The following is an 11,917-nucleotide window of genomic DNA, read 5'->3' on the forward strand; positions in this document are numbered from 1 at the left end:
ATGGCTATCAGCAGTTCACCTTTAGATGAATCAATAAGATACTGATTAGCTATACGGATTAACTGCGCGAGGCTGAGAAGCAGAGACGGGGGCCGCAGCCCCCATCATGCAACCGCCAGGATCAGTTGAAGCAGTGCTCCGGGCCGGGGAAGCTCCCCTCGCTCACCTGCTGGACATAGAGGCGGATGGCGGCACGCACATCGCCGGTCTCGGCCAGGAAGTTCTTGGTGAACTTGGGCACATAGCCGGAGGTGACGCCAAAGGCATCGTGCATCACCAGAATTTGACCATCGGTCGCGGGGCCGGCACCAATACCGATCACCGGGATGCGAAGCGCCTTGGTGATGCGCTCGGCCAGCGCAGTGGGCACACACTCGAGCACCAGCAGCTGGATACCGGCCGCTTGCAGTTCGAGGGCCTGGCGATAGATCTCCTGCGCCTGAAACTCGTCACGCCCCTGCACCTTGAAGCCGCCAAAGACATGAACGGATTGCGGGGTGAGGCCGAGGTGACCACACACCGGCACCCCGTTGCGGGTGAGGTGGCGGATGGAGTCACAGAGCCAGTCGCCCCCTTCCATCTTGACCATGCGGGCACCGGCCGCCATCAGGCGGGCAGCGTTCTGGTAAGTCTGCTCGGGGGTGGCGTAGCTCATGAACGGCATGTCGGCGACCACCAGTGCCTTGCTGGCACCGCGCGCCACACAGCGGGTGTGATAGACCATCTCATCCATGTTGACCGCCAGGGTATCCTGACCCCCTTGCAGCACCATGCCCAGTGAATCGCCGATGAGCAGCACGTGTGCCCCCTCGTCGTCGAACAGCTTGGCAAAGGTGGCATCATAGGCGGTGATGGCGGTGAACTTTTGACCCTCCTGCTTCATCTTCAGCAGGCTGGCGGTGGTGATCTTGCTCATAAAGGCTCCTGTACGTCTGCACGCGGCGCAATGATGGCGAGATCATTGCCCGGGCAGCGGGCAACCAGTCGGGCGAGCGGGGTGCCACAGGGCAGCACCAGAGCAGGCGCAATTTCGGCAAGGGGCAGCAGCACGAACTCCCGCTCCTTCATGCCGTAGTGGGGTACGATCAGACGCTCATGGTTGATCACCCGATCCCCATAGAGCAGCAGGTCGAGATCCAAGGTTCTCGGCCCCCACCGCTCATCTTTGCGCACACGTCCCTGTTCCAGCTCGATTTTTTGTAATTGATCCAGCAGCGCCAGCGGCGTCAGCAGGGTATTGAGCCGGGCCACGGCATTGACGTAGTCCGGCTGGTCAGCAGGGCCCATGGGGCGGCTGCTGTAAAACGACGAGGCCTCCACCAGCACAGATTCCGGCAACCTTGCCAAGGCGGCAACGGCGCGACGAGCCTGACCCAGCGGATCAGACAGGTTGGAACCAATGGCGATGAAGACCTCGGTCATCACGTCTGTGGTCACTCGGCCACTTTCGGTTTGCGGCGACGGGGGCGACGACGGTTGCGGCTGTTGCTGCTGCGCTTCTCGCCATCGTGGCTACGGGCCTCGCCGCGCTCACCGCTGGCCGGGCGACGGGTCGCTTCCCGTTGCAGTTGCGGGCGCACATCCGGATTGGAGGCAACATAGCGCTCCCACCAGCTGGCCAGCTCACCGAGACCGCGCTCGACCCGGTTGCGCAGCAACAGGAAGTCGAACGCCGCGCGGAACTTGGGATGCTCCATGGCGCGCTCGGGGTGCTTGCCCTGACGACGGGTCAGACGCTGTTGCAGTGCCCAGATATCGCGGACATCTGTGGTGAAACGGCGGGGAACGGCGATGATCCGCACCTGATTGTCCAGCACCTCGTTGATCGCCAGCATGAAGGCGTCATACCAGGGCAGGCCGCTCTCGTTCTCCAGCACCCGACCACGGGCCTCGACGCAGCCCCACAGCAAGGTGGCGTAGAGGAAGGCGGGAGTGACGCGCTTGTCTTCGCGGACGCGGGTGTCGGTATCGATCAGCGCCTGCTCGATAAACTGCTCGTAGGGCGAGTTGCCGTGCGGGGTAAACAGCGCAGCCACTTGTGGGAAGAGCTGCTGGAACAGACCGAACTCGCGCAGCAACTTGTAGGTTGCCAGACCGTCGCCAGCCAAGAACAGCTTGAGGGTCTCCTCAAACAGGCGGGCAGCAGGGATGTCTTGCAGCAGTGGCGCCAGCTCCTTGATGGGGGCGGCGGTACGCGGGCTGATGGTCATATCCAGCTTGGCGGCAAAGCGCACGGCGCGCAGCATGCGCACCGGATCTTCACGATAACGGGTCTCGGGATCGCCGATCAGCTCAAGCTTGCGCTCAGCCAGATCTTCCAAACCCCCTTCGAAATCGTGCAGGGTGAAATCTTTGGCGCTGTAGTAGAGGGCGTTGACGGTAAAGTCGCGGCGCTCGGCATCCTCTTCGATGGTGCCGTAGACGTTGTCGCGCAGCAGCATGCCTTCATCAGACTGGGCCGACACATGTTTGCTGGTATTGACCTGATGGTGGTGACCCCGGAAGGTGGCCACTTCGATCACGTCACGACCAAAGACAATGTGGGCCAGGCGGAAACGACGGCCAATCAGGCGGCAGTTGCTGAACAGCGCCTTGATCTGCTCCGGCGTCGCATCGGTTGCGATGTCGAAATCCTTGGGCGTCTTCCCGAGCAGCAGATCCCGGACTCCGCCGCCGACCAGGTAGGCCTCATAGCCCCCTTTGTTCAGGCGATAGAGCACCTTGAGTGCATTCTCGCTGATCTCTTTGCGCGAAATAGGGTGCTGATCACGGCTTAAGGTACGACGTTGACCGGCGACACGGGCTGGAATGGGGGATTCCACCGACTGCTCGCCGTCTTCCTTGCCGAGCACCTTGCGGCAAAAGTTTGCGATCTGGGAAAAAATGGTACACCTCTTCATGACTTCTAAATTGACGGGAGGCCAAAAAATAGCGGCCTATCATAGCTCACGCCTAACCAAATGAAAAACCGTGCTGACAATTGATCCCGCATGAAACCGTCTGCCAGCGAAAATAGCGGTCTACCTGTGCATAGCTCACGCCTGACCAAATGAAAAACCGTGCTGACAATTGATCCCGTTTGAAACGGATCATCCCGGTAAAATCACAATCAACAGCGGCAATTTACGCTCAATCAAACAAAAATCACCTGGTCGACTCAGCAATCCGCTAGCGGGATCTTCTCGCTGGCTGGCACCCGTTCGAGCCGCCAGTTGGCGATGCCCCACTCGATGATCTCGTCGATCCGGCTTTCCATCAGCTCGGGCGGTGGGCACTGGCCGAGGAAGTGCAGCGCCTGCCACAGGGCCGGTCGCACCTCATCAAGCGCCAGCGCAGGCGCATGGTTCTGCTTGGAGAGCTTGTTGCCATCTGCCAGCACCGCCAGCGGCAGGTGCACCCAGTCGGGCACCGGTGCCCCCAGGGTCTGGTAGAGGGCAATCTGGCGCACCGTGGGCTCCAGCAGATCGGCACCGCGCACTATCTCGGTGATGCTGCTGTCCATATCATCCACCACCACCGCCAGGTTGTAGGCGTAGAGCCCGTCGCGGCGGCGGATAATGAAATCCTCCTCGGCGAGCGCCGTAGGGACCGCGATATGGCCCTGCAAGCGATCGTCGAAGTGGTAGACCGGATGGTGCTGTCGCAGCCGGGCAGCGCAACCTTCGGCCGCAAGCCCGAGGGTGCGGCAGTGGCCACTGTAGAGACCGCCCGCGGCCATGATTTCGCGCCGGGTGCAACGGCACCAGTAGAGATCCCCCGCACGATAGAGCTGGTCGATGATCTCGTTATAACGGCGGTGGCGCGCACTCTGGAACATCACCTCCCCATCCCACTCGAGGCCATATGCCTCAAGAGTCTTGAGGATCAGGGTCGCTGCCCCTGCCATTTCCCGCGGAGGATCGATATCTTCGATGCGCACCAGCCAGCGTCCCTGCTGCGCTCTGGCCTGCAAAAAGCTGCCGAGGGCGGCGATCAGCGAACCGAAATGAAGCGGGCCTGAGGGTGAGGGGGCAAAGCGGCCGACATAGGGGCGTGCAAGGGGTGAAGACAGGGGATTCACTGGCATGGCTGTTCGGGTAAGCGATTCATTGAGGCTGCATTCTGGGGCGCGACCGCCAAAAGCTCAATAAAAAAGGGAGCCCGCGAGCTCCCTTTTTCATATACCAGAGGGTCGGGATCAACCGGCCATCTGTTTTTCCTTGATCTCGGCCAGCGTCTTGCAATCGACACAGAGGTCTGCAGTCGGACGGGCTTCCAGACGACGGATACCGATCTCGATACCGCAGTGTTCGCAGTAACCGAAATCATCGTCTTCAAGCAGCTGCAAGGTCTTCTCGATCTTCTTGATCAGCTTGCGTTCACGGTCGCGGGTACGCAGTTCAAGAGCGAACTCTTCTTCTTGCGCGGCACGATCCACGGGATCCGGGAAGTTGGCAGCCTCGTCTTTCATATGGTCGACGGTACGATCAACTTCCTGCATCAGTTGGTTGCGCCAGGCACCCAGGATCTTGCGAAAATGCGCCTTTTGTTGGTCATTCATGTACTCCTCACCCGGCTTTTCCTGGTAAGGCGCGACACCCGCAATGGCCAGGGGGCCCAGAGATTTCCTGTTTTCGCCTGTTGGCATGCCCTGTCTCCTAATTCAGCACGCTACCCGTGCCATCCATAAATTGAGGGCGACATCTATAGCAGAAGGGTAACGGGTAAGCAAACGAGCCGTACCAATAATGTTACCCACTCCAATATTTATGCACTCCCCTCGGGTAACAGGTGACCAGATTCAAACGGGATAAACCCTTGAGCCACCATGCCTTGCACCCCAACATGGGGCCGATAGCATAAAATTTCAACCCCCGCCGCGATTGCCTGCTCAATTAGCAGACTATAGTGCGGATCTATATGGGTTGCAGGGCGCATCCGGCTTATTCCGGAGTGCAACACCATAAAGAGCAGCACGGCCCTGTGGCCCGCCGCTTTCATCGCCATCAACTCGCGCAAATGCTTGGCACCACGGGCGGTGACCGCATCGGGGAAGTAGCCCATGCCAGCCTCCTCCCGCTCGTCGAGCAGGGTGACCGATTTTACCTCGATGTAACAATTTCCCTTCTCGTCATCTTCCAGCAACAGATCGATGCGACTGTTCTCTTCGCCATACTTCACCTCGGTGCGCAACCGGCTGTAACCCGCCAGCGGAGCGATAGCCTCCTGCTCGATCAGCTCCCGGGCAATCTGGTTGGCGCGCGCCGTGTTGACGCAGATAAAGTGGCCCGCCGGGCTCTCGGCGATCTCCCAGCTGTTGGGCAGCTTGCGCTTGGGGTTGTCGGAGGTGGAGTACCAGACCCGGGTGCCCGGATCGGCACAACCGGTCATGGCACCGGTATTGGCGCAGTGGATGGTGATGACCTCGCCGTTATCGAGTTGCACATCGGTCAGAAAGCGCTTGTAGCGGGCCAGCAGCTGGCCCGATTGCAGGGGGGGATCAAAAATCACGGGTTAGCCCTCCGCGCGTCTTCTTTTACCCGGGCGCGCAGCGGCCAGCAGGCAAGCGGCTCGTAACGCACCCCGTCCGGGGTCGAGATGGATTGATAGAGGCAGAACTCATCAGCCTGCAGCAGAAAATTTGGGACAGGCAGGATGGCTGGCGCCTCACCCGCCTTGCGCGACAGGGTGACATGGGGGCGATAACCCTGCTCGCCATTGCCAAGACGCAACTTCTCGCCGTGGCGGCGCAACGCCTTGGCCAGCACGGTCAGCTCGTTGGGCCACTCCTTCGGGCCAATCCAGGCCGCCTTGGCCCGGCTGAACCAGCCGGTCTCATCCAGCCTGATGGAGAGCGGCGGACAGTGCTGACGCTCCACGGCGGCGATCAGGCGGCGGGTGGTCAACTCGTCCGCCTCACCCAGAAATGCCAGGGTCAGATGAAGGTTGGCTTGCGGCACCGGCTGACCGGGCCAGGGCAGCTGATCGCGCCAGGCGATGAGCTCGGGAGCGAGCTCCTTGACGGGCAGGGCAAAGAAGAGTTTGGCCATGTGGTGATAATGCCTTTTTCACGCTCATTGGATGGGCCCATTCTATGGCAGCTATCCGGCCATGTCTCGCCAGCCTCCCGCCCGAGTGGCCATATCCGCACATCCACTCACGGTGGCGCGGGCGGCTGTGGCAGAATAGGCGCCGTTTTACCGGTTGCCACAGAAGGTGCTCATCGCTTTGTCCCAGCTCCCCATCGTTTCGGTATTGCCCGAACTCTTTGCCGCCCTCGACAGCCACACCAGCGTGATCCTGCAGGCGCCACCCGGCGCGGGCAAATCGACCCTGCTGCCGCTGGAGCTGGTGCGTCAGAACCGGCTGCCCGGCCGCATCATCATGCTGGAACCAAGGCGCCTCGCGGCGCGCAATATCGCCAGCTTTCTGGCGCGCCAACTGGGGGAGAAGGTGGGCGAGCGCATCGGCCTGCGAGTGCGTGGCGAGAGCCGCAGCAGCTCAGCAACCCGGCTCGAGATCGTCACCGAAGGGGTGCTGACCCGGATGTTGCAGCAGGACCCTGAGCTGACTGGCGTCTCGCTGGTCATCTTCGATGAGTTCCACGAACGCAGTCTGCACGCCGATACCGCGCTGGCCTTCGCTATCGAGAGCCAGCAGGGATTGCGCGATGATCTCAAGCTCCTGGTGATGTCCGCTACCCTGGATGGCATGGCACTCGAGACCTTGTTGCCGGATGCCCCTGTGGTTCGCTCCGAGGGGCGTGGTTTCCCCATCGACTACCACTACCGCCCCGCCAATCGCCAGCAGTGGCTGGAGCCGCAGGTCGGCGCCGTGGTACTCGAAGCGCTGGCCGATCAAGATGGCAGCCTGCTGGTCTTTCTGCCGGGACAGGGTGAGATCGAGCGGCTGGCGCAATGGCTGGCAGACAAACTACCGGACGACGTGACCCTCGCCCCCCTCTACGGTCGCCTCGACATGGCGGCGCAGCAGGCAGCCATCGAACCGGCGCCTGCGGGCCGCCGTAAGCTGGTGCTCACCACCAATGTGGCGGAGACCTCCCTCACCATCGAGGGGATTTCGGTGGTGATCGACAGCGGGCTGGAACGACGGGCTTCCTTTGATCTGAAAAGCGGCGTCACCCGACTGGAAACCCGCCAGATAGCCAAATCCTCCGCCACCCAGCGGGCAGGCCGCGCCGGTCGTCTCGGCCCCGGCGTCTGCTACCGGCTCTGGAGCAGCGAGGTGCAAGAGCGACTCGCTGAACAGAGCCCGCCAGATATCCTCACTCAGGAGCTGACCGGCCTGCTGCTGGACGCCGCCCAGTGGGGGGCAAAGGTGGAAGATCTGCCGCTGCTGGACATGCCCCCAGCCGCTGCGGTGGCCAGCGCCCAGCGGTTGCTGGTGGCCCTTGGCGCCATGAAGCCGGAGGGTGAGCAACAACTCACTCCCGCTGGTCGTGCCATGGCGGCCTTCGGTACCCACCCTCGTCTCGCCCGCATGCTGCTGCGCGCCCGCGAGCTGGAGTCAGAGGGTCTGACAGGGATTGTCGCCGATGCCGCTTATCTGGTGGCGTTGCAGGAAGAAGATCTGCGAGGATCGGAGCGCCTCTCTGTGCTGTTCCACCGCCGTCAAAACGCCCTGCGCCAGAACGCTGCCCGCTGGTTTGAACGGCTTGGCGCCCGCCCTGCCAATGCACAGGGCCAGTGGCTGGGGCTGCTCTGTGCCCTCGCCTGGCCGGATCGCATCGGCAAACTGCGTAGCGGCAGTCGCTATCAACTCAGTGGTGGGGTGAGCTGCGATCTGGTAGAAGGTCATCCCTGTCAGGGACAAGGGGCGCTGATCGCCATCGAGATGGGGCAGAACGATCGCGGCAGCCGCATTTTTATCGCCGAACCGGTCGAGCTGGACGAGCTGGTACGCCTGCTGCCGGAACTGGTGAGCGAACGGCAGTGGTTCGACTGGGATGAGCGGGAAGAGCGGGTGCGCGCCGAACGCCAGCAGGTGATCGGCGAGCTGGTGCTGAACCAGCGACCGCTGACCGAACTCTCTGACGAGCAGAAAGGGCGCTGCCTGCTGCAAGGCATTCGCCGCAAGGGGCTGCATGTGCTGCCGTGGGACGAGAGCAGCGAAGGGCTGCTGGCCCGCATGCGCTGCGCCCGCGACTGGCTGCCCGATGAGGGGTGGCCCGCGATGGATGACGAGAGCCTGCTGGCCACCCTCGAACAGTGGTTGCTGCCAGCGGTGAGCGGCATGACCCGGCTGGAGCAGTTGAAAAAGCTCAACCTCGGCGACATCCTGCGCCAATCCCTGCCCTGGCCGTTGCCCAAACGGCTGGACGAGGCGCTGCCGAGCCACTTTGCGGCACCGACCGGCAGCCGGGTGCGGATCCGCTATCAGCCTGGGCAGGCACCGGTGATCCCAGTGCGCATTCAGGAGATGTTCGGTCAAGGTTCGACCCCCTGCGTGGCCGATGGCCGGGTGCCGCTGGTAGTGGAGCTGCTCTCCCCCGCCCAGCGACCGCTGCAGATCACTGCCGATCTGGCCGCTTTCTGGGCAGGATCCTACGAACAGGTGAAGAAAGAGATGAAGGGGCGCTATCCCCGCCACTACTGGCCGGATAATCCGCTGGAAGCGATGCCGACCAAAGTCACCAAAAAGAAGATGGGCATCTAGGTTCGGCGGGTTAATCCCGCTCGAACGTTCGCGAATGCGACATAACAAGTAGAAAGGAAAGCAAAGAGGATTTATGGCAACCCAACGACGCAAGCGTGCCCCCAAGAAGGCAGCGCCCAAACGCACCATCTGGCGCAAGCTGTTCTGGCTTGGCTTCAAGCTCTCCCTGGTGGTGGCGGCTTTTATGGTGGTGTTTGGCATCTACCTCGATACCAAGGTGCGCGAGCGCTTCGATGGCGAGAAGTGGCAGCTGCCGGTGATGGTCTACAGCCGTCCGCTGGAGCTCTACCCCAGCCAGCGCCTGTCGCGGGACCAGATGCTGCGCGAGCTCAACATGCTGAGCTACAAGCAGGTGCGCCAACCTCACACGCCGGGTGAATACACCATCAACGGCAACCGCATCGAGCTTATTCGCCGTCCGTTCGAGTTCTATGATGGCGCCGATGGAGCCCGCGGCCTGCGCCTCACCTTCAACGGCCCGCGCCTTGAGGGGATCCAGTCGCTGGAGAACCAGCGCCAGCTCGGTTACGCCCAGATGGACCCGGTGCTGCTCGATCGCCTCAATACCGAAGATCGGGAAGATCGCCTGCTGGTGCGTATCGCCGAAGTGCCCGACAGCCTGCTGGTGACCCTGCTCACCACCGAAGATCGCGACTTCTACCAGCATGGCGGCGTCTCGCCGGTGGCCATCATGCGCGCCATGTTCGCCAACCTGATCGCGGGTCGCACCGTGCAGGGGGGCAGTACCCTCACCCAGCAGCTGGCCAAAAACTTCTTCCTGACCCGTGAGCGCAGCCTGTGGCGAAAACTGCAAGAAGCCTATATGGCGGTGCTGATCGACTATCGCTACAACAAGGACGAGATCCTCGAGTCCTACCTCAACGAGGTCTATCTGGGGCAGAACTTCTCGCAAGGGGTCTATGGTTTCGGCCTCGCCTCCTACTTCTACTTCGGCATTCCGGTCAACGAGCTGGATATCGATCAGGTCGCCCTGCTGGTCGGTCTGGTGAAAGGCCCCTCCTATTACGATCCCTGGCGCTTCCCTGAGCGGGCCAAGACCCGCCGTGATCTGGTGCTGAAGCTGCTGATGGATCACGGCAGCCTGACCCAGGCCGAGTATGAACTGGCCAGCCGTCAGCCCCTCGGCATCATCGCCCGCGGCCAGATGAGTTATGGCCGCACCCCGGCCTTTATGGGACTGCTCAAGCGAGAGATCCAGAGCCGCTTCGGTGCCGATCTGCTCAAGCAGTCCGGCCTCAAGATCTTCACCAGTCTCGACCCCATCGCCCAGCATGCGGCCGAGCGGGCGGTCGAATCGGGCCTCGCCGATATCGAGAAGCTGCGCGGCAAGAAGAAGCTGGAGGCAGCCATGGTGGTCTCCGACTGGCACAAGGGCGAAGTAGTTGCGCTGGTGGGTGGCCGCGATCCCCGCTACGCCGGGTTCAACCGGGCGCTCGATGCCCGCCGCCAGATCGGCTCGCTGGTGAAGCCGGCGGTCTACCTCACCGGTCTATCCAACGGCCTGACGCTCGCGACCCCGCTCAAAGATCAGCCGATCCGCATTCGCGGTCAGGATGGTCAGGTCTGGACGCCGCAGAACTACGATCGCAAGTTCCGCCAGAGCGTGCCGCTGATGGATGCGCTGGCCAGCTCACTCAACGTGCCGACCGTCAATCTGGGTCTGCAGGTGGGGCTGGAAAAAGTGGTCGATACCCTGCACAAGCTGGGAGTCCAGCAGGAGATCCAGCCCTATCCGTCGCTGGTGCTGGGGGCGGTGGCCCTCTCCCCGCTGGAAGTGAACCAGATGTATCTGCCCATCGCCAATCAGGGACTGACCCAGCCGCTGTCGGCCATTCGCGCCGTAGTCAACGGTGATGGCAGCCTGCTCTATCAGCATGATCAGACCGCCAAGCGGGTCACCGACCAGCAGGCAAGCTGGCTGACCCTGTTCGCCATGACCAAGACGGTGAGTCAGGGCACGGCCCGCGCGCTCAGTGCCAAGTTCCCCGGCGCCACCATGGCGGCCAAGACAGGCACCACCAACGAGCTGCGCGACTCCTGGTTTGCCGGGATGGACAACAACGAACTGGTCAGTATCTGGGTCGGTCGCGACGACAACACCCCGGCGGGCTTGACCGGTGCCAGCGGTGCTCTGCAGCTATTTAGCGGCTACATGAGCCAGCGCGGCGTCAACAGTCTGGGGCTGAAGATGCCGGAAGGGGTCACCTGGGCCAACTTCTCCCGCGCCAGCGGCACCCGCGTCGCCAGCGACTGCCCGGGCAGCCTGCAGGTGCCGGCCAAAGCCTCCACCATGGGCTCCCCGGCCGGTTGCGCCAACAGCACGACGCCACGCAGTGCGTTGGATGACTGGTTCGGCGGTTTCTTCAACTAGATCTACGACACGGGCAGCGCAGGCTGCCCGTTCACTATGCTGCTGACAAGGAAACACCATGACCTTTCCGCTGTTCGACGCCATCCACCATGTGGCCATCATCGCCAGCGATTACCCACGCTCGCGCCACTTCTACCACGAGGTGCTGGGGCTGCCCATCATCGCCGAGACTCTGCGCGAAGCGCGCCAATCTTGGAAACTGGATCTGGCCCTGCCGGACGGCAGCCAGCTGGAGCTGTTCAGCTTTCCCTCGCCTCCCGAGCGCCCCTCCCGCCCCGAGGCATGCGGCCTGCGCCATCTCGCCTTTCGGGTCAGCGATCTTGACCGGGTCATCGCCCATCTGTTGGCCCATCGGGTCGAGGTAGAGCCGGTACGGGTGGACGAGCTGACCGGCAAGCGCTTTACCTTCTTCGCCGACCCCGACGGCCTGCCGCTGGAGCTCTACGAAGCGCCGCGCTGAGCCGGCATCGACCAAGCAATCAGCCAAACAAAAGCCGCCCGGCGAAACCGGGCGGCTTTTCTTATTGCTTTGTCCCGTCCTGAATATGGTTTACACCTTTCCCCCCAATAAATGGAGAACCCGATGGGACAAGGTGTGAAACGGACACAGCGCGATTACTCGCTGACTTTTAAACTGGCACTGGTCGAGCAGATTGAAAAAGGCGAGCTCACCTACAAACAGGCTCAGGTGCGTTATGGCATTCAGGGCCGCTCCACCGTTCTGGTATGGTTGCGTAAACATGGTCGGCAAGATTGGAGCCAGGGGGCTTCTGTACGCGCCGGCAGGAGCATCACCATGCCTGACCCCGACAACCAGACGCCCGAACAGCGCATCAAGGAACTCGAGCAGCAGCTGGCGCTGATGAGTCA

At 62.2% G+C, this 11,917-nt stretch carries 10 protein-coding genes and 1 pseudogene; 4 read left to right on the forward strand and 7 right to left on the reverse strand.

What is annotated here, in order from left to right:
• Window positions 1–121 precede the first annotated feature (121 nt).
• From panB to thpR, 7 genes are all read right to left on the reverse strand, one after another.
• Window positions 122–916: a 3-methyl-2-oxobutanoate hydroxymethyltransferase gene (gene panB, locus AB5Y76_RS14825; protein ID WP_005335640.1), complete on the reverse strand. Its 795-nt coding sequence runs from the start codon at window positions 914–916 to the stop codon at window positions 122–124.
• On the reverse strand, window positions 913–1,422 hold the full coding sequence (gene folK / locus AB5Y76_RS14830; RefSeq protein WP_263719148.1) for a 2-amino-4-hydroxy-6-hydroxymethyldihydropteridine diphosphokinase: 510 nt from the start codon (window positions 1,420–1,422) through the stop codon (window positions 913–915). Before folK ends, panB begins: the two co-directional genes overlap by 4 nt.
• A gap of 11 nt (window positions 1,423–1,433) precedes the next feature.
• On the reverse strand, window positions 1,434–2,900 hold the full coding sequence (pcnB, locus tag AB5Y76_RS14835; protein WP_139462070.1) for a polynucleotide adenylyltransferase PcnB: 1,467 nt from the start codon (window positions 2,898–2,900) through the stop codon (window positions 1,434–1,436).
• A gap of 257 nt (window positions 2,901–3,157) precedes the next feature.
• On the reverse strand, window positions 3,158–4,066 hold the full coding sequence (gene gluQRS / locus AB5Y76_RS14840) for a tRNA glutamyl-Q(34) synthetase GluQRS (protein ID WP_263719138.1): 909 nt from the start codon (window positions 4,064–4,066) through the stop codon (window positions 3,158–3,160).
• Window positions 4,067–4,177: 111 nt separating this feature from the next.
• On the reverse strand, window positions 4,178–4,627 hold the full coding sequence (gene dksA, locus AB5Y76_RS14845; RefSeq protein WP_005335644.1) for an RNA polymerase-binding protein DksA: 450 nt from the start codon (window positions 4,625–4,627) through the stop codon (window positions 4,178–4,180).
• Window positions 4,628–4,746: 119 nt separating this feature from the next.
• On the reverse strand, window positions 4,747–5,490 hold the full coding sequence (gene sfsA / locus AB5Y76_RS14850; protein ID WP_263719137.1) for a DNA/RNA nuclease SfsA: 744 nt from the start codon (window positions 5,488–5,490) through the stop codon (window positions 4,747–4,749).
• The gene (thpR, locus tag AB5Y76_RS14855) at window positions 5,487–6,029 is read right to left on the reverse strand and encodes an RNA 2',3'-cyclic phosphodiesterase (protein WP_263719136.1); all 543 of its coding nucleotides are present in this window, start codon (window positions 6,027–6,029) and stop codon (window positions 5,487–5,489) included. The genes sfsA and thpR overlap by 4 nt, the downstream gene beginning before the upstream one ends.
• 178 nt (window positions 6,030–6,207) lie before the next feature.
• On the opposite strand from thpR, the gene hrpB reads away from it, so the two are divergent.
• The 4 genes and pseudogenes from hrpB to AB5Y76_RS14875 form a co-directional block, all read left to right on the forward strand.
• The gene (gene hrpB / locus AB5Y76_RS14860; protein ID WP_263719135.1) at window positions 6,208–8,655 is read left to right on the forward strand and encodes an ATP-dependent helicase HrpB; all 2,448 of its coding nucleotides are present in this window, start codon (window positions 6,208–6,210) and stop codon (window positions 8,653–8,655) included.
• Between the two features lie 73 nt (window positions 8,656–8,728).
• Complete coding sequence (gene mrcB / locus AB5Y76_RS14865) at window positions 8,729–11,047, forward strand: penicillin-binding protein 1B (protein WP_263719134.1); 2,319 nt, start codon at window positions 8,729–8,731, stop codon at window positions 11,045–11,047.
• A 58-nt stretch (window positions 11,048–11,105) separates the two neighbouring features.
• Window positions 11,106–11,507 (forward strand): VOC family protein, encoded by a 402-nt coding sequence (locus AB5Y76_RS14870; RefSeq protein ID WP_005362902.1) that lies wholly within the window; start codon window positions 11,106–11,108, stop codon window positions 11,505–11,507.
• 123 nt (window positions 11,508–11,630) lie between these two features.
• Window positions 11,631–11,917, forward strand: a pseudogene (locus AB5Y76_RS14875) (IS3 family transposase); the annotation flags it as partial.

The sequence above is a fragment of the Aeromonas sp. R1-2 genome, from assembly GCF_040908505.1.
GTDB lineage: Bacteria > Pseudomonadota > Gammaproteobacteria > Enterobacterales > Aeromonadaceae > Aeromonas > Aeromonas veronii.

Bases quoted from the DNA above. Each gene is read 5' to 3' on its own strand.
- thpR (WP_263719136.1), bottom strand. From the start codon at position 6,029: ATGGCCAAACTCTTCTTTGCCCTGCCCGTCAAGGAGCTCGCTCCCGAG.
- panB (WP_005335640.1), bottom strand. From the start codon at position 916: ATGAGCAAGATCACCACCGCCAGCCTGCTGAAGATGAAGCAGGAGGGT.
- gluQRS (WP_263719138.1), bottom strand. From the start codon at position 4,066: ATGCCAGTGAATCCCCTGTCTTCACCCCTTGCACGCCCCTATGTCGGC.
- pcnB (WP_139462070.1), bottom strand. From the start codon at position 2,900: ATGAAGAGGTGTACCATTTTTTCCCAGATCGCAAACTTTTGCCGCAAG.
- AB5Y76_RS14870 (WP_005362902.1), top strand. From the start codon at position 11,106: ATGACCTTTCCGCTGTTCGACGCCATCCACCATGTGGCCATCATCGCC.
- mrcB (WP_263719134.1), top strand. From the start codon at position 8,729: ATGGCAACCCAACGACGCAAGCGTGCCCCCAAGAAGGCAGCGCCCAAA.
- dksA (WP_005335644.1), bottom strand. From the start codon at position 4,627: ATGCCAACAGGCGAAAACAGGAAATCTCTGGGCCCCCTGGCCATTGCG.
- folK (WP_263719148.1), bottom strand. From the start codon at position 1,422: ATGACCGAGGTCTTCATCGCCATTGGTTCCAACCTGTCTGATCCGCTG.